The sequence below is a fragment of the Actinacidiphila rubida genome, from assembly GCF_900110255.1.
GTDB lineage: Bacteria > Actinomycetota > Actinomycetes > Streptomycetales > Streptomycetaceae > Actinacidiphila > Actinacidiphila rubida.
In genome coordinates this window covers 1-20,216 of sequence record NZ_FODD01000038.1, presented here as the reverse complement: position 1 = coordinate 20,216, position 20,216 = coordinate 1, and the positions used below count along the sequence as shown (strand labels likewise).

16 protein-coding genes are annotated in these 20,216 nt (G+C 73.5%); 5 read left to right on the top strand and 11 right to left on the bottom strand.

Annotation, left to right across the window (positions count from 1 at the left end):
* Positions 1–64 precede the first annotated feature (64 nt).
* From eccCa to BMW99_RS30305, 3 genes are read right to left on the bottom strand one after another with little or no spacing between them, the layout of a single operon-like run.
* Positions 65–4,177: a type VII secretion protein EccCa gene (gene eccCa, locus BMW99_RS30315; RefSeq protein ID WP_069462830.1), complete on the bottom strand. Its 4,113-nt coding sequence runs from the start codon at positions 4,175–4,177 to the stop codon at positions 65–67.
* Positions 4,178–4,606, bottom strand: a complete 429-nt coding sequence (locus BMW99_RS30310) for a WXG100 family type VII secretion target (RefSeq protein WP_069462831.1) — start codon at positions 4,604–4,606, stop codon at positions 4,178–4,180.
* Between the two features lie 2 nt (positions 4,607–4,608).
* Positions 4,609–5,181: a WXG100 family type VII secretion target gene (locus BMW99_RS30305; RefSeq protein WP_069462832.1), complete on the bottom strand. Its 573-nt coding sequence runs from the start codon at positions 5,179–5,181 to the stop codon at positions 4,609–4,611.
* Between the two features lie 212 nt (positions 5,182–5,393).
* Here BMW99_RS30305 and BMW99_RS30300 point away from each other — a divergent pair, with 212 nt between their 5' ends.
* On the top strand, positions 5,394–5,996 hold the full coding sequence (locus BMW99_RS30300) for a hypothetical protein (RefSeq protein ID WP_069462833.1): 603 nt from the start codon (positions 5,394–5,396) through the stop codon (positions 5,994–5,996).
* A 47-nt stretch (positions 5,997–6,043) separates the two neighbouring features.
* Here the strand turns inward: BMW99_RS30300 and BMW99_RS30295 are convergent, their stop codons facing one another.
* From BMW99_RS30295 to BMW99_RS30280, 4 genes are read right to left on the bottom strand one after another with little or no spacing between them, the layout of a single operon-like run.
* A complete protein-coding gene (locus BMW99_RS30295; protein WP_069462834.1) occupies positions 6,044–8,743 on the bottom strand; it encodes a right-handed parallel beta-helix repeat-containing protein in 2,700 nt (899 codons plus the stop codon).
* 28 nt (positions 8,744–8,771) lie between these two features.
* Entirely contained in the window at positions 8,772–10,139 is a 1,368-nt protein-coding gene (gene eccD, locus BMW99_RS30290) for a type VII secretion integral membrane protein EccD (RefSeq protein WP_069462835.1), read from the bottom strand.
* Positions 10,140–10,197: 58 nt separating this feature from the next.
* On the bottom strand, positions 10,198–10,521 hold the full coding sequence (locus BMW99_RS30285; RefSeq protein WP_069462836.1) for a WXG100 family type VII secretion target: 324 nt from the start codon (positions 10,519–10,521) through the stop codon (positions 10,198–10,200).
* Positions 10,522–10,557: 36 nt separating this feature from the next.
* Complete coding sequence (locus tag BMW99_RS30280; RefSeq protein WP_069462837.1) at positions 10,558–10,923, bottom strand: WXG100 family type VII secretion target; 366 nt, start codon at positions 10,921–10,923, stop codon at positions 10,558–10,560.
* A 510-nt stretch (positions 10,924–11,433) separates the two neighbouring features.
* Between BMW99_RS30280 and zwf the strand changes: the two genes are divergently transcribed.
* Positions 11,434–12,888 carry a glucose-6-phosphate dehydrogenase gene (gene zwf, locus BMW99_RS30275; protein ID WP_075017933.1) on the top strand — a complete coding sequence of 485 codons (1,455 nt, stop codon included), beginning with the start codon at positions 11,434–11,436 and terminating at the stop codon, positions 12,886–12,888.
* Between the two features lie 153 nt (positions 12,889–13,041).
* Here the strand turns inward: zwf and BMW99_RS30270 are convergent, their stop codons facing one another.
* Positions 13,042–13,470, bottom strand: a complete 429-nt coding sequence (locus BMW99_RS30270) for a nitroreductase family deazaflavin-dependent oxidoreductase (protein ID WP_069463437.1) — start codon at positions 13,468–13,470, stop codon at positions 13,042–13,044.
* Positions 13,471–13,699: 229 nt separating this feature from the next.
* Between BMW99_RS30270 and BMW99_RS30265 the strand changes: the two genes are divergently transcribed.
* Positions 13,700–14,038 (top strand): YciI family protein, encoded by a 339-nt coding sequence (locus BMW99_RS30265; RefSeq protein ID WP_069463438.1) that lies wholly within the window; start codon positions 13,700–13,702, stop codon positions 14,036–14,038.
* Positions 14,039–14,198: 160 nt separating this feature from the next.
* Here BMW99_RS30265 and BMW99_RS30260 read toward each other — a convergent pair whose 3' ends face one another.
* Positions 14,199–14,882: an SDR family NAD(P)-dependent oxidoreductase gene (locus tag BMW99_RS30260; protein WP_069463439.1), complete on the bottom strand. Its 684-nt coding sequence runs from the start codon at positions 14,880–14,882 to the stop codon at positions 14,199–14,201.
* Between the two features lie 580 nt (positions 14,883–15,462).
* On the opposite strand from BMW99_RS30260, the gene BMW99_RS30255 reads away from it, so the two are divergent.
* A complete protein-coding gene (locus BMW99_RS30255; RefSeq protein WP_069463445.1) occupies positions 15,463–16,446 on the top strand; it encodes an aldo/keto reductase in 984 nt (327 codons plus the stop codon).
* 257 nt (positions 16,447–16,703) lie between these two features.
* Positions 16,704–17,255: a hypothetical protein gene (locus BMW99_RS30250; protein ID WP_141726115.1), complete on the top strand. Its 552-nt coding sequence runs from the start codon at positions 16,704–16,706 to the stop codon at positions 17,253–17,255.
* A gap of 141 nt (positions 17,256–17,396) precedes the next feature.
* Here BMW99_RS30250 and BMW99_RS30245 read toward each other — a convergent pair whose 3' ends face one another.
* Positions 17,397–19,343, bottom strand: coding sequence for an N-acetylmuramoyl-L-alanine amidase (locus BMW99_RS30245; RefSeq protein ID WP_069463441.1), 1,947 nt, complete (start codon positions 19,341–19,343; stop codon positions 17,397–17,399).
* Positions 19,344–19,966: 623 nt separating this feature from the next.
* Positions 19,967–20,216, bottom strand: a 250-nt coding sequence (locus BMW99_RS30240) for a transglycosylase SLT domain-containing protein (protein ID WP_177226119.1), incomplete at its 5' end; no start/stop codon positions are given.

The following is a 20,216-nucleotide window of genomic DNA, read 5'->3' as shown; positions in this document are numbered from 1 at the left end:
GCCCCGTGCGGGGGCCGCCCCGGTCACTCACTGGCTCTGGGTGTGACGGTGGCGGGTGGTGGCGCTACACGGTGCCGCCACCGCGGTGGTCGCCGGTGTCCTCGAAGTCCTCGTAGTCGTCGGTGCCGGGGTCCTGCACGGTCTGGACGACGTAGGCGTCGCTGCGGCGGGAGACGACGATCCCCCGGCCGGGCGGCAGTTGGCGCGCCCGCTGGTCCGCCAGCACGACCCCCTCACGAGGGTCACCGGACAGGAGCAGGCCCCCGGAACCCAGGTCGCGGATGCGCCCGGCCACCGGGTCGCCGAAGGAGCGTCCGGCCCCGCCGGTCCGGCGGGCGAGGACCACGTGGAAGCCGATGTCGGCCGCCTGCGCGAGGTGGTCGGCGACCGCGCCCAGCGGTCCGCGTCCGGTCGATCCGCCCGTGGCGACCAGGTCGTAGTCGTCCACGACGAGGTACAGCTCGGGGCCGGTCCACCAGCTGCGCTCCCTGAGCTGGCGCGGCGTGACGCCCGGGGGCGGCATCCGCTCCCTGAGCTTCTCCACGACCTGCTCCACGTAGGCGGTGGCGGTGTCCGGGTCCCCGGCCGTCGCCCCCACGTAGTCCTCGGGCACCGCGCCCAGCAGCCCGCGCCGGTAGTCGACCACGATGAAGCGCACGTCCCACGCCGACCGGCGCCGGGTCATGGCGCGCATCCAGGACCGCAGGAACGAGGTCTTGCCCGACCCGGAGTCGCCGTACACCAGGAAGTGCGGTCCGTCGGCCTCCAGGTCGAGGGCCGCGGGGCGCAGGTCGAACTCCCGGATGCCGATGGGCACGGCACCAGTGGGCAGCGCGTCCCTCCCCTCGGGAAGGGCGGCGAACTCCCGGTCCAGGTCCTGCGACGTGACCAGTTCGGGCAGCACGCGCAGCGGCGGGGCGGCGGCGCCCTTCCAGCCCGCCACCAGCTCGTCGACCACGGCCTCCTGCGCCTTGGTGAGGTTGTCGGCGGACTGGGTGCCGTCGAGCCGCGGCAGTGCCGCCTGGAACACGTGTCCCGGTGCCACCAGGCCGCGGCCGGGCACGAACGCGCGGGACTGCCGGGCCAGCGGGCGGGAGATCTCCGACTCGGTGGGGTCGGCCAGCCGCAGCTCCAGCCGCCCGTTGACGGTGTCGCGCAGGTTCGCCCGCAGCTCCGCCCAGCGGTTGGCGGTGAGCACCAGGTGCACGCCGACGTTGAGGCCGCGCACCGCGATCTCGGGCACGATCGCCTCGGCCTCCTCCATCGCCGACCGCAGGCCCGCCCAGTTGTCGATGACCAGGACGACGTCGGCGGCGTCGACGCCTTCCGGCAGGGCCTTCTCGTCGCGGAGCCGGCGGAAGTCCGCCGCGGAGTCGATCCGCAGCTGCTGGAAGAGCCGTTCACGTTCGTCGACGAGCTGCCGGACGACGGACAGCGCACGGCGGGTGCGTGCCTCGTCGTGCCGGGTCGTGACGCCGGACACGTGGGGCGCGCGCTCCAGGCCGACGAGGCTGCCGCCGCCGAAGTCGATCCCGAGGAACCGCAGTTCGTCGGGGGTGTGGGTGAGCATCGCGCTCAGCATCAGCGTGCGCAGCAGGGTGCTCTTGCCGGACTGCGGCGCGCCCACCACGATCAGGTGGCCCTGCTGCCCCGCGAGACCGAGCAGCATCGCCCGCTGCTCCTGCCGGCTGGGCAGGTCGAGCACGCCGACGGGGAACGACAGTCCGCCGCCCTGCGGCCACAGCTCCGAACGGTGGCCGCGCTCCTCGTCGGTGCTCACCGGACCGAGCAGCGCGTCCAGTTCGATCACCGGTGGCAGCGGCGGCAGCCACACCTGGTGCACGGGTGTGCCGTGGGCCCGCACCTGCTCGACGGCCACCTGCATCTCGGTGCGCCGGCCGGGCAGCGGCCGGGCGAGCGTCACCGACGGCTCGGACTCCTCCGTGTCCTCGCTCGTGGCGTCGTCGGCCGTCCGCAGCCCGAACGGCACCGGCACGGGGGCGGGTCCGGACACCGGCCGCTGCGCGGTCTCCGCCCCGTAGGCGCCGGAGATGTGCGCGACGCGGAAGCGCTCGTAAACGGATTCGTCGACCTTCAGGAAGGCCGAGCCGGGGATCGCCGGGAGCCGGTAGGCGTCGGTGGTGCCGATCACGGCCCGGCTCTCCTGGGCGCTGAACGTCCGCAGGCAGATCCGGTACGACAGGTGCGACTCCAGGCCGCGCAGGCGGCCCTCGTCCAGCCGCTGGGTGGCCAGCAGCAGGTGCATGCCCAGGCTGCGCCCGACCCGCCCGATCTGTACGAACAGCTCGATGAAATCAGGCCGTTGGGCCAGGAGCTCACCGAACTCGTCGACCACGACCATCAGGTACGGCATCGGTTCCAGGGGCCGGCCGTCGGCGTCCGTGCCGCCGCCGGCCTGCAGGATCTGGTACTCGCGGACGGAGTCGACGTTGCCCGCGTCGCGCAGCATCCGCTGGCGGCGCTGCTGCTCGCCCTGCAGGGCGGTACGGACCCGGTCCACCATCGCCAGGTCGTCCGCGAGGTTGGTGATCAGGCCCGCCACGTGGGGGAGTTCGGTCACGCCGGCGAACGTCGCGCCGCCCTTGAAGTCGACCAGGACGAATCCGAGGTGTTCCGGGGCGTGGGTCATGCTCAGGCCGGTCACCAGGGTGCGCAGCAGCTCGCTCTTGCCCGAACCCGTCGCGCCGACGACCAGGCCGTGCGGCCCGATGCCACCCAGCGCGGACTCCTTCAGGTCCAGCACCAGCGGCGCGCCGTCACCGGTGAAGCCGATCGGCAGCCGCAGCAGCGCCTCGTCGTCCGGCGCGCGCCACAGCTCGGTGGGGTCGAACGCGCCGAGATCGGCCACACCCAGCATCTCCGGCAGGGCGACGGTGCGGGCGAGGACCTGCTCCCGCTCGCCGGACAGCCGCAACGGCGCGATCGCCCGCGCCGCCTGCTCGCCCAGCCGCGGCGGGCACACGTCGGCGACGGCGTCCTCGACGGCCTGGACGAGAACGGGGTGGCGCGTCTCCAGGGCGAGGTTCCCCGCCGCGTCCACCCGGGCCCGCGCGTCGACCCGGCCGGGCTCCTCGCTCTCCCGGTCGACCACGCACACGACGTGCAGCCCGCTCTCCGGGCCGGCCTCGGCCAGCAGGTCCGCCACCAGTGGCAGGCGCGCCCAGTCCGCGCCCGGACGGTAGCCGTCCAGCACCACCACCACGTGCCGGGCCGCCCTCGTCTCGCGGCGCATGCCCAGCGCGCCGGCGCGCTCCGTACGTTCCTCGCGGATCCGGTCCACGTGCGCCTGGAGGACGTCGGCGATGCCGTCCATGCTCCGCGCCACCGCCGGGGCCAGGCCCGCGCGGCCCGGTCCGCGGGTGTGCGGGAGCCACTTCACCCACGCCCAGGGCTGGTCCTCGTCCTCGGTGAGGGCGACCAGCCGGACGTCGTCGGGGGCGTGCAGCACCGACAGTTGCATCAGCAGCGACCCGACGAGCTCCGCGGTGCGCTCCCGCGGCCCGAGCAGGCTGAGGACGCCGGTGTTCGCCAGGTCGACCCAGGCCGGCTGGAGACCGACGGTCGCGAAGTCGGCGGCGAGCCGCTCGGCGCGCTGGTGCGCGTCGGGGTCCCGCTCCGCGGTGGGATCGCCGTGCTTGCTGAGGGTGACGCGCAGGGCCGGCGCGGCGTGGCCGGTCCCCAGCCGGAGCCTGAGGAAGTCGGAGTCGGCCGGCCGGCGCTCCCACACCCGGCGGGGGCCGGCGGTGGCGATGGCCCACAGCCGCTGCGGGCTCGGGTGGGTGAAGGCCGCGGCCGCGCGCTGCGCCGCGGCCGACGCGCGGGCCTGGCGCCGGACGTCGCCCAGGTACTCCACGTACAGGTCGCGCTGACGGTACTGCGTGCGCCGGTTCGCGTTCTTCATCTGTGTCCTGATCAGCACCATGACACCGATGGAGAGCGTGACGAAGCCGACGCCGAGCATCATCAGCCACGGCCTGCCGAACGTGAACATGTAGGCGGCCATGCTGACGCTGCTCAGCAGCGGCAGCAGCATGGTCAGCCAGGTCTGGGCCTGGTTCTGGGCGGCCTTCTGGGGCGGGGCGGCCAGCGCGACCTGCTGCTCCGGGACGGAGAGCGGGAAGGTCCTGGCGGGGCGGTGGAAATCGACGCTGGTCATCTAGTTCGGGTAGTCCTGGGAGATGGGGTAGTCGGAGCCGGTGTGGTCCGTCGGTGAGCCGCCGCTGCCGCTGGTGTCGGCGAGCCCGCTCGAGAACTTGAGGAACGACGCTTCCAGTTCGACCTCCGTGTGGCTGTAGGCCACGGCCGTGCCGAGCAGGCCCCCGGCCATCGCGGGGAGGACGCCGACGGGGCCGTCCTTCGTGCCGAACATCTGGACCATGACGTTCTTCCAGGAGGCGTTGAACTCCTGCGCCTCCTTGGCGCTGCTGCCCACCCACGACAGCGCCAGGTTGCTGACCGCGTCGGTGATGCCCTCGATCTCGTCGGCCATCTGTGCGGCGAGCGACATCAGCCGGTCGCTGGCGTCGCTGAGGTCCTGCGGGCGGACCCGCAGGGTGCTGATGTCGTAGTCGGCGTTGACGGGCACGGTCAGCCTCCGGAGTTGTGGGCGTTGGCGGTCTCGGCCGCGTGATACGTGTCGTAGGTGGTCCGCATGCGCCGGGCCATCTCGTCCAGCAGGTCCTTGAGCGCCTGCGAGCAGTCCGCGAACCAGGTCGCCGTCGTCTCGAACGTCGTGGCCGACGGGCTCTGCCAGGAGTCGTGGGCCGCGACGAACGCGGTGTGGATCTGCGCGAGCAGGTCCGCCACCTGCGCCCGGTGCCCGTTCACGACGGTGATCGCGTGCTGGAGCTCCTCAAGGGCGACCCTGAACTCCTGGAGCGTGTGCGATCCCGGACCGTGCGCACTCCCGTGACCCCCGCCGCTCGTCGTCGCGAACCTGTCCGACCCGGACGAGGTGAGCACATGTGTGCCGCCCGGGGACGTGGTGTGCGGTGCCGCGCGATCGAGGAAGGGGACGCGCTGCGTGGCCGCGCCGCCGTCCGCGCCGCCCGGGGCGGCCGCCTGCGGTGCCGCGCGGTCCAGGACCGGCGAGGTGTGCGCGGCCGTGGGGGCCGCGCGGTCGAGGACCGGCGAGGTGGGGGTGGCCACGTCGTCCCCCACGCCGGAACCGCTCCCTGACGGTGGCGTCACGAGGCCGTCCTTCCTGTCGTGTGCCGGGCACGTGTGTCGTTCGCCGGCCCGGGCCGCGGCCCGGACCGGCGGAACCGAGGTTCCTCCGACATACGTATCTGTGACATTCTGGGATCAATCGACCGCCCCGAGGGCGGAGTTGCCGCCCGGCCCGCCGCCGGGCACACACAGCGGAGGAAACGTTGTCCGATTCGCGCCAGAGCGACGACGACCCGGACGCCGGGAAGGACTTCTACGATCTCGTCCCGGCGATGGGGGTCACCTGGGACGTCCCGCCCAGCTTCAACCTCGACCCGGACGGCCAGGCGGCCGGCCAGTCGTCGTCGGACGTCGCCGACAGCGGCCCGATCCTCTTCGACGCGGCGGCCGTGCGGGCCACCGAGAACACCCTGCTGGCCCGGAGCCGCGACGCGATCTCCAACTACGAGTGGCTGCGCGGGCAGGTCGACCACGCCGCGCACGGCCAGTTCTGGGGACCGGCGCACACCGCGAAGACGATCTCCTCCGGGCAGAACACCGCGTCCCAGACGCCGAACCCCTCGGGCGGCTCGCCGGCTCCGGCCCCGGACTGGGAGGACAAGGACGACCAGAACACCCTGGCCGACATCGGCGACGAGTTCGCCCGGCACATCAACCCCGCGATGCAGAAGGCCCTGGCCATGCAGAGCAACGCGCTGGAACTGCTCGGTGACTACATCGCCATGATCAACGCCTCCGGCCAGTCCTACGCGCACATCGACAAGGCGGCGGGGTTCCCCGAACCGCCGGGCCCGGTCACGCACTGACCCGGGTCCCGCGCCGTGCCCGGCGCGCCCGCGGTGGTGACGGGACATCACGCCACCGCCGCGGGCACGTCGGCCGGCCGGAGCACCGTCAGGTCCTCGCCGGTGGGATCGGCCAGGTCGGCGACCCGCATGGCGTGCTGCTCGGTCATCCGCTGGAACGCCTGCCGGGCGGTGCGGCCGTTGCCGAAGCGCTCGGTCCGCTCGATGGCGTCGAAGTGCGCGAGCAGCGTCGCCGCGGTCTCCTCGGGGACGTCGTAGTCGTGCTGGGACGCCTGGTACCGGACGATGCGGACCAGGTCGGCCGACGAGTAGTCGTCGAAGCTGAGGGTGCGGGTGAAGCGGGACGCCAGTCCGGGGTTGGAGTCGATGAGGCGTTCCATGTCCTGCGGGTAGCCGGCCGCGATCACCACCACGTCGTCGCGGTGGTCCTCCATCAGCTTCACCAGCGTGGAGATGGCCTCGTGGCCGAAGTCGTTGCTCTGCCCGACGGGCACGAGGGCGTAGGCCTCGTCGATGAACAGCACGCCGCCCAGCGCCTGGCGGAACACGCCGGTGGTCTTCGGCGCGGTGTGCCCCACGTACTCGCCCACCAGAGCGGTGCGGTCGGCCTCCACCAGGTGCCCCCGGGCCAGCAGGCCCAGGGCGGCCAGCAGCCGGCCGTACAGCCGGGCCACCGTCGTCTTCCCGGTGCCCGGGTTGCCCGCGAAGATCAGGTGCCGGCTCAGCGGCGGCGGTTGCAGACCCGCCTCCTGGCGCCGTTTCACCATCTGCATCAGTTTCGCCATGGAGGCCACTTCACGCTTGACGCCGTCCAGGCCCACCAGTTGCTCCAGTTCGGACAGCAGCGCCGGCAGTTGGTCCTCGCCGGCCCCTTCGGCGCCCGTCACGGCGGCGGCCGTCGCGGCGGGCGAGCCCGGGCCCGCGGTGACCGTCGCACCGGCCGCCGCCGGAACGGGCGCGGCCGCCGGCAGGCTCGTGACCTTGACGCCGGTGCTGCGGCACTCCTCGAACCGGGCCGCCGCGTCGTCGGCCTGCGACAGGTCCTCCTCCGTGTCCCGGATCAGGCAACGGCGCAGCACCGGAGCGGCCTTGGCACCCACGTACACCGCCGGAAAGGCGGTCGCGGACAGCGTGCAGTCCTCCAGCAGGCCCCCGGCGCCGTCGCCCGCGTACACGCCGTTCTTGCCCGTGTCCGCGACGGTCACCGACCGCACCCGCGGCCGCGCACCCGCCCAGATCACCAGTCCGCTGCCCCGGGTACCGGAGATCGCCAGGTCCTCGATCCACGACTCGCCGCCCTCGTCGAGGAAGACACCCGCGGAACCGCAGTCCTCGACCCGGCCACCGCGCACGATCGCGCCGGTGGCCGCGGCGACCTCGATGCCGGTCCGGCCGGAGCGCAGCACCTCGCAGCCCGCCAGCAGCGGGCGGTGCCCGGTCTCCAGCCGGACACCGGTCTCCGCGTCGCTGATCACGCAGCGGCGCAGCACCGCGTCGCCGCCCTTGACGTCGACGCCTGACATGGCCGCCCGCTCCACGCGGCTGTCGTCGGCGTCCAGGGTCGCCGCGCCCTCCACCCGCACCCCGTGCTGGGCGCTGTCCCGCACGGTGCAGCCGCGCAGTTCGGCCCGCGCGCGCCCGCTCACGTTCACGGCGGTGTACGCGGTCGCCGAGATCTCGCAGCCGGTGAGCCGGACCGTGCAACCGTCCGTCGCGTGCACGCCGTTGGCGCCGGTGCGGGCCACGGTGCCGCCGCTCACCAGCAGGTGTGCCTCATCCATGACGGCCAGGCCGGTGCTGGGGACGTCGACCACGCGGGTCGCCTCCAACTCCACCCGGGCCGGGCCCGCGACGATCACGCCGGCCCCGCCCGTGTCGTGGACGTGGCAGTCCGACAGCCGCAGAACGGCCGCCGCGGACGCCAGCACCCCCTCCTGGCCGGTGCCGAAGACCTCGCACCCCTCCAGCCGGATCCGCGACTCCTCCTGACCGGCGCCGGCCGCCGCGCCGTCCGCGGGAGGGGCCGTCGCGGCGGGGGCCGCGCCGCCGGAGGGGGCGGCGATCCTGATCCCCTGCGCCTTGGTGTCGTGCAGCCGGCAGCCGCGCAGCAGGGGGTGGGCGCCGGCCCGCACCACGAGTCCCGCGTCGCCGGTGCGGCGGACCGTGCAGTCGTCGAAGGTGCCCGCGGACGCGCCCAGCATCACGATGCCGGAGCCGGTGACGCGCTCGACGGTGGTGCCGCGCACGTCCGCGCGGGCGGCGTCGCCCACCGTCAGGCCGTGCCCGGCCGCGCCCTGGACGACGCAGGCGTCGAGGACCGCCCGGGCGGTCCCCGTGACGTGGACGCCGGAACCGGGGGCGTCCCGCACCGTGCACGAGCGCAGTTCGGCGCGGGCGGACTGGACGACCTCGACCCGGCCCGCGATTTCGCAGCCTTCCAGGACCGGCGCGCCCCCGGCGGCGACCACCGTGGGACCGCGGTCCGCGCCGCCCTCGAGCGTCAGCTGCCGCAGCACGGGGGTGCCGTCGCTGACGCGTACGGCGGGGCCGTGCGCGGCCACGACGCGCACGGTCCCCGGGCCCTTCTCCGCCGCCACGACGACGTCGCCGTCCAGGACCAGGGACTCGCGGTAGACCCCCGGCTGGACGTGCACCACGGTGTTCTCGCCGGCGGCCCGGAGCGCTGCCGTGAGGGTCCGGTAGGTGCCCCATCCGCGGTCCGCGACCCGGAGTACGGTGCGCTTCACGGGCGGCGCACTCCGATCGCCGCGCGCGTCACGGGGTGTGCCCCGAGTTCATCATCGCGCCGTAGACGCCGAAGACGCCCACCACGAGCGGCACGCAGACCACCGTGAGAAATCCGGCGAACGGGTCGATCCACGCGGGGCGGACGTCGGGCGCGTCGGTGCGGAACGCCCGCACCAGGCCCACCGCGAGGGCGAGCACGGCCGCCGCGACCAGCACGGTGGCCCCCGTCCAGTCCGGCGCCCCGAACGTGCCGGGGGCCGTGAGGAGCGTGGCGGTCAGGCCGGTCGCCCCCGCGAGCACCACCGGCACCACGGCCGACGCCACCGTCAGCCGCCCCGCGCGCAGCACGAACGCCAGGCCCAGGCAGGCCGCCAGCGCCACGGCGTAGCGCTGGTGCGCCGAACCGAGCACGAGCAGGCAGGCAGTGGCGACGACGGACACCACGACGTTCGTGCCGACGAGCAGCCGCCGGCCGCGCCGCACCAGGTGGGAGACGTCGGCCTCCCCACGGCGGCCGTCGGCCCCGCCGGAGTGACCGGCCAGGACGGCGAAGTGCCCGGAGAGCCGGGGCGCGACCCCCAGGACGGCGAGCAGGGCGACGCCCACGACCGCGGCGGACTCCAGCAGCGAGGCGTGACCGGCGGTCAGACACACCGTCAGCACCAGGGCGAAGCCGGCCATCGCGGCGGCCATCAGCGTCGTCGCGTGGCGGACCGCCAGCAGCGCGGCGAGCGCGCCGAGCACGGCTCCCGCGCACAACGCCACCAGCACCGCGCCCGCGTGCGGGCCGTCGCCGGAGGTGGCCGGGGGCAACGAGGCCGCCGCCACGGCCAGCAGCGGTACGGCGGCACAGGCCATCACCAGGCGCAGTCCCAGCGGCAGCGACCAGCCCTGGCGGGTGGCCTGCCACACCAGCGCGAGCAGCGAGAAGGCGACGAGGACCGCGGCGCCGGCGGCGGCCGGCAGCACCGTCGAACGGCCGCCCGTCGCCCCGAGCGCGACGAAGCCGGCGATCATGCCGAGGACGCCGAGGACCAGGGTGGTGTAGGCGCGCGTCCGCCGGCCCCACACGCTGACCTCCTCGCCGGCCTCCTCGACCTTCTCCTCCAGGTCGGTGACCACCGGCTCGTCGAACTCCCCGGTGGCGGCGTCCCGCAGGTACAGCGTCGCGCCGTCCACGACGCCGCACTCCCGCAGGGAGGCCTGCGGACCGAACGGCGGCCCGCCGGGCAGCGCGAGCGACCAGACCGGGGGCAGGGTGTCGTCGAACTCCACCTCGCCCAGGAGGGTCAGCAGGGCCGGGGTGTACTCCGCGATGGCCGCGTCCGCGGGCACGGCGAGATCAACCCGCCGCCGTGCGCCCACCACGGTCACATGGCAGCGTTCGTTCTCCACAGGGTGTTTCGTCCTTGTCGCATGTGGGGGCGGCGGGCGAGCCCGCCGCGCCGGATCATTACCTGGAGGCCCACGTCTTGGTGTTGGCGCCCTCGGCCTCGACGTAGTTCTCCCAGATGGTCTGGAGCCGGTTGGCGATGTCGCCGAGCACCCCGCCGTCGCCCCGCGTGCCGAACAGGCCGGTGGCCGAGGCGTCCCACTCGCGCATCCGGTCCTGGAACTCCGTCGAGGACTGGGCGATCCACGTCTCGGGCATGGCCAGGATGCGGTTCTGCAGGGCCTTGAGCTCGCCCATGATGGTCTCGGCGCGTGCCTCGATGGTCCCCGGCGCCGACTCCAGTTCCGTCTGGACGCTGATGGGCATGTTGTCGATCGCGGTCAACTCGGCTCCTCCGTGTACGTGTGAGTGGCGGCGGCGTCAGGACAGGCGGGCCGGCGGCATCGAAGCCGACACGCCCGAGAGCACCGTCGTGTTCGCGTGTTCGGCGCGCGCGTAGTTGTCGGCGCTCCCGACCAGGGAGGTCGAGATCTCGCCGAGGACGTTGCCCAGCCGGTGGGCGAACCGGTCCCACTCGGTCATCAGGTCCTGGAAGGTGTTCGACGCGTAGCCCTTCCAGATGTCCTCCATCTGCACGGCGTAGCTCCGCAGCGCGGCGATCTCGCCGATGATGGTCTGCTGGGTGGTGGCGATGTCGTGTGCGTGGTCCTTCAGGTCGTCGGGCGTCGCGTGGTACAGCACGCCGTTCGCGCCCTTGTAGTCCGTCACCCCGTCGGTCGCCGTCATGGCTTCCGCCTCCCTGAACTGGTCGCCGGCGGCCGGGCCGGTGGCCCGGCCGACCCCGCGTGAACTGTGGTGCGGCCCGCGGCCGCCGGCCCGGGCGGAACACCCGCCGGGAGCATCACACCTTCACTGATGTGCGCACCACACACTAACACGTGTGTCGCAAGGGCCGGGGTGTGCGGGTGTCGCATATGTGTGAGTAGCGGGCGTGCCGTGCGGCGCCGGGAAGGTGTGCCCACCCCGCGTCCGCCGCGCTCTGATCGCCGGTCAGGCGCGGCAAGGGAGGTGCCGCGGCGGGCCGCCCGACAGGGGGCGCGGAACCGGCCGCGCGGAGGCGAGGGCGGGGGCAGAGGCGGAGCGCGGCGGTGGGGCGCGAAGCCGGGCGTGCTGAGCGCATCGACGGCCTGCCTCACCCACGCTCATGACACGGTGTGAGATCTTCGTCGCCACGGGTCACTCTTGCGGAACGACGCAAGGCGGCGAGGCCGACGGATCGAGAGGCGGGATGCGGCCATGAGTGGGCATCATGCAACGGACAAGGGACCGCGGCCGGAGAACCACGTCCTCGTCATCTTCGGGGCGACAGGCGATCTGGCCCGGCGCAAGCTGCTGCCGGGCCTGTTCCACCTCGCCAAGGCGGGCCTGCTGCCCGACGGTTTCCGCGTCGTGGGCTCCGCCCCCGCCGCCGGTGCGCCGAGCGAGGCGGAGTTCCGCGAGCACGCACGGCAGGCCGTCGCCGAGTTCGGCCGGACGCCGCCCGAGGGCCCCGGCTGGGAGGCGTTCGCCGAGTCGCTGACCTTCGGAGCCGCGGACCCCGACGACGTCGGACCGCTGCTCGACGCCGTCCGCGCGGCCGAACGCGCGGTGGGCGGACAGCCCCGACGGCTGTTCCATCTCGCCGTGCCGCCGGTCGCGTTCAGCTCCGTGGTGCGGATGGTCGGCGCGAGCGAGCTGAGCGACGACGCCCGGGTGATCGTCGAGAAGCCGTTCGGCACCGACCTGGCCTCGGCGCGCGCCCTGCAGGCCGAGCTCCACGCCGTCTTCGACGAGTCCCGGGTCTTCCGCATCGACCACTTCCTGGGCAAGGAGTCCGTCGACAACGTCCTCTCGCTGCGTTTCTCCAACGGCCTGTTCGAACCGATCTGGAACCGCCAGCACATCAGCCACGTGCAGATCGACGTGCCTGAGCGGATCGACATCCAGGGCCGCGCGCGGTTCTTCGAGGGCACCGGCACCTTCCGGGACATGATCGTCACCCATCTCTTCCAGCTCCTCGGCTTCGTCGCCATGGAACCGCCCGCGGTCCTCGACGCGGACTCGCTGCGCGCCGAGAGGGACAAGGTCTTCCGGAGCCTGCGGCCGATCGACCCGGCGCACGTGGTCCGCGGCCAGTACGAGGGGTACCGGGCGGAGCCCGGTGTCGACCCCGCCTCCGACACCGACACCTTCACCGCGCTGCGGGTCGAGATCGACAACTGGCGCTGGGCGGGAGTGCCGTTCCACCTGCGCTCCGGCAAGGCACTGGCCGAGGGGCGGCACATGGTGACGCTGTCCTTCCGGCAGCCGCCGCTGAGGATGTTCCCGCTCGCCGAGCACGGCGGCGAGGCGGCCCGCAGCAACACGCTCGCGATCGACTTCGACGATCCCGGCAGCATCACCGCGCGCTTCCTGACGAAGGAGCCCGGTCCCTACATGCGGCTCTGCACGGCGGAGATGACGTTCGACTACGCCGGCTCGTTCTCCGAGGACCACGGCCTGGAGGGCTACGAGCGCCTGCTCCTGGAGGCGATGCTGGGCGACCAGGCGCTCTTCACGAGTTCCGAGGGCATCGAACGCCTCTGGGAGGTGTCCGAGCCGCTGCTGACGAACCCCCCGCCGGTGGAGTCGTACGCCCGGGGCTCGTGGGGCCCGGAGGGCATCCGGCGCCTCGTCCGCCCCCACCACTGGTACCTGCCCGACGGCCGCTGAACCGCGGGCAGGTCACGGGAGCGCGGCCGGCCCCTTCGACGCGTCCGCCGCACGCACCACGGCCGGAGGCGCGCGCGGCCGTCGCCGGGCCACGCGTGGTGGCTGCCGGCGACGGCCGCGGCGCTGCCCCGCCGCGGACGGCGGGAGCGCGGCCTACGCCCGGCTGAGTTCGAGCACGGGAATGGTGCGGATCCCCGCGGTCCGGCGGGCGTACTCGGCGAAGCCCGGGTAGCGCCGTGCCTGCTCGGCGTAGACCCGGTCGCGCTCCTCGCCGGGCAGGTCGCGGACGGTCACCCGGTAGGTCTCGGTGCCGCGTTCGACGGTGCCGTCGCCGGCGGCGGTCAGGTTGACGTACCAGTCCGGATCGGTCGGTGCGCCGCCCCTGGACGCGAAGACGTAGACGACGTCCGGGTCGGTCTCGTGCGGCAGGTACATCACGGGCGCGACGTACTCCCGCCCGCTCTTGCGGCCGAGGTGGTGCAGCAGGACCAGCGGGGCGCCCTCGAAGTCGCCGCCGACCCTGCCCTCGTGCGCCCGGAACTCGTCGATGATCCGCTGGTTCCAGTCGTGCGCGTCGCTCACGTCGAACTCCCGTCGTTGTTCTGCGCCGGCGTGTCGCCCACCCGGGTTCCGTCCGGATCCGGCCGGCCCCAGCCTATGCACCGGCGCCTCGGGACCCCGGCGCCTCGGGACCGCCGGTGCCACGCCGCGAAAGCCCGTGCTGGCATCCGCGGCGAGTGCCGGATCCGACGGGACCGCTCGTCGTAGGGTGGAGCCGGCCGACGGCGGCCACCGGCCGAGGGAGTCCCGTATGACCCGGTATCTGATCTCGTTCGACGACGGAGCGATGACCTTCCCCGAGGAGGACCTGCCCGAGGTGGGCGAGGCCGCGCACGCGGTCGTCCGGGAGGCGCAGGACGCCGGGGCGTGGGTCTTCGGCGGCGGTCTGGCGACCCAGCAGGCGAGCATCGTGGCCACCGACGGCACCGTCGCCGCCGGTCCGTTCCCCGAGACCAAGGCGGTCCTCGGCGGGTTCGCCATCGTCGACGTGCCCTCCCGCGAGGACGCGCTGAAGTGGGCCGCCAAGTTCGCGTCCGCGTGCCGCTGCGCCCAGGAGGTCCGCGAGATCCTGCCCGACCCGGCCGTCTGACCGGGACCTTCGCCGCCGGCACCTGCCGCGGACAGCGCGTCGGGCCCGCGCGTCCGGCCCGAGCGTCCGGGACGCGCGGGCCGGTGCGGTGAGCCGGGAGACGACCGGCCCGCCGAGGCGCGGGCCGCGCCCGGCTGCGGGGATGTCCGGCGCCGGGGCGTCAGCGCAGCACCCACCCGCCGTCGACGGCCAGGTCGACGCCATTGATCCCGCGGTTGCGCAGCAGGAAGTCGACGGCGTCCACCACGTCGGCCATGGAGGCCAACCGGCCGGTCGGGGTCCGCTCGGTGACCGCGTCGAGGGGCTTGTCCGCCCAGAACGGGCTGTCGCCGACGATGCCGGGGTGAAGGGCGTTGACCCGGACGGGAGCCAGCTCCGTCGCCAGCGCGCGCACGAGGCCCGTGACGGCCGCGTTGACGGTCGACACGGATATCGACCCCGGATACGCGCGCTCCTTGGCCTGTCCGCCGAAGACCACGACGGAGCTGTCGTCGTGCAGACGGTCGTGCAGGGCGTGCACCGTCGCCGTGTAGCCGACGAGCTTCAGCGTCATCAACTGGAGGGCGCCGTCGATGTCGTACGAGGCCAGGGTGTTGTGGTCGCGGGTGATCGCGCCGAGCACGAGGCCGTCCACCCGTCCCACGTCCGCAAGTGCCGACGCGATCTCCTTCGGGCGCGTGAGGTCGAGAGCGAGGCCCCTGGCGGCGCCGATCTCCTTGGCGGCCAGGTCCGTTCGCTCCGCGTCCCGTCCGGTGATCACCACGGTGTCACCCCGCTCGGCGTGGAACCGTGCCACTTCCCGGCCCAGGCCCGTGGTGCCTCCGACGACAACGATGCTGCTCACTGTGTCTCCGTTCGTTGACCGCTGCCAACTGCGGGCAGGGGGACGGTCGCGGACCTCTAGGGGGCGAGGCGCGTGTAGTTGAACCTTAAACGAGGCTGGCCAGCTCCGTCTTCCGCTGCCATTCGAACACTGCCGGACGTCTCCCGCACGTCGTGCATCACGTCGCCGGAGTTTTCGTAGGGGACGAAGTGGCCCTATGGAGGCTGCTGTTGACCTGAACCGCGCTGAACAGGCCCCGAGTGGCGCGGTGTTCGAAGGCGGCGACGCGCTCATCGACGGCGGTGACCGCGGGCGTCGGCGTCACTGGTGAGGACGGCGAAGCCGGCCGGCGGCCGACCGGTTCGTGCCCCGTGAAGGGGCCGTCCGGAGAGGACGGACCCGCCCCTTGGCGACGCGGCCGGCGGACACGCCGCGGCGGCATGGAGCGGCCGGGCGGCGGTGCTGCTCCGTCGCGCGTTAGCGTGGGGACCCCGGGGAGCGGAACGCCGTGTGCGGCCGGTGCTGCCGGTGTGGAGCCGGCCGCACGCGGCGACCCGCCCCGCGGGGAACGAAGCGGCAGCGTGAGAGCGGAGTGGTGATCGTGGAGGAACGCGTTCTGGGCCGGACCGGCCGGAAGGTCGGCGTGGTGGGGCTGGGCGCCTGGCAGCTGGGGGCGGACTGGGGGACCGTCGACGAGAGCCAGGCGCGGTCGGTGCTGGCCGCGGCCGTCGAGGCGGGTGTGACGTTCATCGACACCGCCGACGTCTACGGGGACGGCCGCAGCGAGCAGCTGATCGGCCGGTTCCTCGCCGGCGGCGGCGCCGAGGGCGTCACCGTGGCCACCAAGATGGGCCGAAGGGTGCCGCAGGAGCCGGCCGCCTACACGCTGGACAACTTCCGTGCCTGGACCGACCGTTCCCGCGCCAACCTCGGCGTCGACCGGCTCGACCTCGTCCAGCTGCACTGCCCGCCCACCGCGGTCTACGGCGACGACGCGGTGTTCGACGCCCTGGACACCCTGGTGGCCGAGGAGCGCATCGCGGCGTACGGGGTGAGCGTGGAGACCCGGGCCGAGGCTCTGACGGCCATCGCCAGGCCCGGCGTGGCCAGCGTGCAGATCATCCTCAACATGCTGCGGCTCGGGCCGCTGCGGGAGGTCCTCCCGGCCGCGCTCGAGGCCGGCGTCGGCATCGTCGCGCGGGTGCCGCTGGCCAGCGGCCTGCTGAGCGGCCGCTACGACGAGAGCACCACCTTTGCCGCCGACGACCACCGGAACTACAACCGGCACGGCGAGGCCTTCGACGTCGGCGAGACCTTCTCCGGCGTCGACTTCGCCGCCGGGCTCGAGGCCGTGCGCCGGCTGCGCCCGCTGGTCCCGGAGGAGGTCGCGATGGCGCAGTTCGCCCTCCGGTGGATCATCGACCAGCCCGGCGTCTCGGTGGTCATCCCCGGCGCCCGGTCGCCGGAGCAGGCCCGCGGCAACGCGGCGGCGGCGGCGCTCGCCCCGCTCCCGCAGGACACCCTCGACGCGGTCCGCGAGGTGTACGAGGAGCTGATCGCCCCGCAGGTGGCGAACCGCTGGTGAGGTGACGCGACGCGTCGAGGCCCGGGCGACGGCGTGCGCCCGGGTCTTGCGCGGCCCGGGGAGGGAGAGGAGCACCGGAGCGCTCAGGACCGTCGCCGGGCCCTCCGCCGGGTCTCGGGGTGCTCATGGTGCGGCGGGCGGTGCGCGGTGGGACGCTGGAAGTCGCGCCGCCGCAGGTGGGCGGCCGGTTCGCCCTGCCAGCGTCCCCCAGCCCCGCCAACCCGGGCCGTACAGCGGATGAGCACACCATCCGCGGAGTGGTCATCGCTATGGACAGCATGCAGACAGGACTTCCCCCACGGCAGCTCACACCGGTTGCCGCCGTCGTCCGCGGCCTCGTGGCCGGCGCGGTCGGGACCGCCACGATGGACACCGTGCGCTACCTGAGATACCGGCGCGGGGGCGGCAAGGACAGCCCGGCGGAGTGGGAGTTCCCGCCGGTCGCCGACTGGGACGAGGCCCCTGCCCCGGGCCAGATCGCCAAACGGGTGCTCGAAGGCTTCACGCAACGCCGGATCCCTCCTCGCTGGGCATGGCTCACCAGCACCGTCGCGCACTGGGCCTACGGTTCCGCCTGCGGGGCGCTCTACGGGATCGCGGCCGGGTCCTCGGCCAAGGCCCGCCCCGTCCACGGCCTGCCCTTCGGCGCGGCCATCTGGGCCGGCGGTTACGTCGTCCTGCCCCAGGCCGGCCTCTACCAGCAGATCTGGAAGTACGACGCGAAGACCCTGGCGGACGATCTGACCGGCCACCTCGCGTACGGGCTGGGGACCAGCACGTTCTTCTGGCTGACCACGAAGTTCCGCTGAACCGCGACGGTCCGGCGCCGGCGGATCCCGCACCCTCGCGGACCCGGCCGCGGGCGGGCGGCGTCGCGCCCCTGGCGTGCCGGTGGCCCGGCCGGGGGTTCACCCCGGCCGGGCCACCGGACGCCTGCGGGCGTGCGCGGGTCAGTGCGCGGCGCCGCCGTCCTCCCAGTGCCGGGTCACGGGAGTCGCCGTGACGTCGCCGGAGTACACCAGCGCGACACGGTGGTTGAACTGGATCGTGTACATCGTCTTCGCGCCGGTGACGACCGTGCCGCTGGACTTGAAGTAGTCCACCGTCGCGAAGGGCGGCTGCGTGGCGACGTACGCCTGGCCCGGGGGCACGGTGTAGCCGCTGATCGGAGCCTGCGTGGAGGCGCCCAGCCCGGCGGGGTACTCGGCGGCGTCCGGGTAGCTCGAACCGTACACGGCCACCGGGGCGGTGCCCGCGGCACTGACGGTCTGCACGCCGTAGGCCTGCTTGGTGTTCTGGCCGCCGGGGTTGAAGAACCACACCTCCGCGCCGCTGTACCAGATCGCGGTCCAGTCGCCCTGCTGGTCGGCGACGACGAACTGCTGGCCGGCCACGGCGGTGCTGCCCCAGTCGCTGATCTCGTCCGTGCCCGGGCCCGTGCCGTGGATCGCCTGGTCACCGAAGAGCGGGGCCGACGCGTCCGGCGCGGTGCGCAGGTACACGAAGTTCGACTCCTGCTGCCGGTCGGTGCACGCGGTCGTGGCACCCGTCGGGTCGTCGATCGGGCACACCTGGACGGTCTGCACGTTTGTGTCGAAGGCCGGGTCGATGGTCACGACCGATCCGACCGGCGAGGTGCCGCGGAGTCCGCTGAGCGGCGCGTTCAGCAGCCTCATGAAGTGGTCCCAGTCCCAGCTCGGCCCCGGGTCCCAGTGCTGCGCGCGGACACCGCTCAGGCTCGGCCCCGCGACGTTGTCATGGCCGAGGATGTGCTGGCGGTCCAGCGGGATGCCGAACCGGTGCGCGAGGTAGGTCACCAGATCGGCGGTCGCCTCGTACTGCGCCTCCGTGTACCAGGTGGCGCCCTGCACGGCGTAGCCCTCGTGCTCGATGCCGATGGAGTGCAGGTTCGTGGAGTAGTCGCCGGCCTGGAAGGCGATGTCCTTCGTCGGCACCATCTGGGTCACCGCGCCGTCGGAGGACCGCATGACGTAGTGCGTCGACACCCCGTTCGTCGGGTTGGCCAGGCCCGCGACACCGGCGTCGTACGAGGACTCCAGGTCGTGGATGACGATGGTGTCGATCTTGAGGCCGTTGGCCGGGCGGTCGGACACCTGCAGGCCGGCGGGGGAGCCCGCGACGAACGTGCACTGCACGGCCGGCGGGCACTCGGTATCGGTCGCCGCCGACGCCTTCAGGTGCAGCCGGCCCAGCTGGGCGGTGGCGGGGCGCACCGCGGGCGAGGCGGTCAGCCGGACCCGCTGGCCGTCCTCGGTGTCGGTGGCCGCTCCGCCGCGGATCGTGCCGAAGACGCGGTCGGCGAAGCCGGCCGCGCCCCGCTGCTGCGGAGACTGGCTGTAGCGGGCCACGGCGCCGTACCACTGCGCCGGGTCGGTGGGTGCGCCGCCGGTCACCTCCTTCTCGTACGAGGCCAGCAGGGCCGCGCCGCCACGGATGTTGGCGGCGGGGTCGGTGCGCAGGGCCTCCGCGGAGAGGCCGGTCAGCGTCGCGGCGGCCCGAAGGGTGTGCAGGGCCGGGTTCGCCGCCATCGACGCCAGGTCACTGCGGCCCGCGGCCCCCGCGCCGCCGACGGCCATCATGGCCGGGGTCACGTCGGTCAGGTGCAGGGGGCCGTAGCCGCCGTCGGAGCTGGCCCGCGCGCCGTGCGACTCCCACGCCGACTCCTGGTACGCCAGGCCGAGCAGCACGCTCGGCGGGACGTGGTACTCCGCAGCGGCGGAGGCGAACTCCTGCTGCCGTGCGGCGTCCGCCGTTCCGGAGCCGCCACTCGTCGTGTCGGCCAGTGCCGTGATCGGCAGGGCGGCCAGGCCGCCCGCGGCCAGCGTGCCCACCGCGATCGCGACGGACAGCCGCCGCCGCGTTCTCTTCTTGTGCAAGATGCTGATCCTTCGAAGAGCCCAGATCTGAAAGGGTGTCGAGTTCTCCGCGCGCAGGGTCGCCGTCAGGCGGCGTACGGCGCCGGTCTTCACCACCAGTCACACTAATACGACCAGTTATCAGGGCTCCACGCGGCACGCCCCTGTCGTGCCCGATCCTCCACACGTCCGCCGGTGGCGCCAGTGGGCCCTCCCGTGACGCCAAGTGCCGCTCTCCACACCTGAACTGACGGCTCGTCAGCCTCTTGAGTGGCCGCCGTCGGGGCCGCCCGAAAGCGAACTCCGTGCGGGAACGCGGTGAATTCCCGGTACCTCCCTAGGAGTCCAGGCCTCTCGGTTGCGAGCATTCTCGTCCCAGAGCGCGTTCCGTCATATCCGGATCACCCCGGAAACGCACGATGTCGTCCGCCTCGATCGTGCACGTCTCCGCCCTGTTCTCCTGCCGGCCGTCGCACTCGCCGTACGGCGCGACGGGCGGCCGCGCGTGCCCGTCCGCCACGGTGGGGAACGTCCCGGCGGGCGTCACCCCTCACGGCGGAAAGCGGTGGGCCCGCCCCCTCGGATGAGGGGGCGGGCCCACCGCTGCTGCCGGGCTCGGCCTGCTGTCGATCAGTGGGTGCCGATCAGTAGGCGGAGTTGACGTTGTCCATCGAGCCGTACCGGTCGGCCGCGTAGTTGCACGCGGCGGTGATGTTGGCGACCGGGTTGTAGATGTTCCATGAGGTGCCGGCGACGTGGAACCGCTTGAAGGTGGGGTCGATCACCTGCAGCAGGCCCTTCGAGGGAATGCCGTTGCGGGCGTTGATGTCCCACAGGTTGATCGCCTGCGGGTTGCCGCTGGACTCACGGATCACATTGCGGTGGATGCCCTCG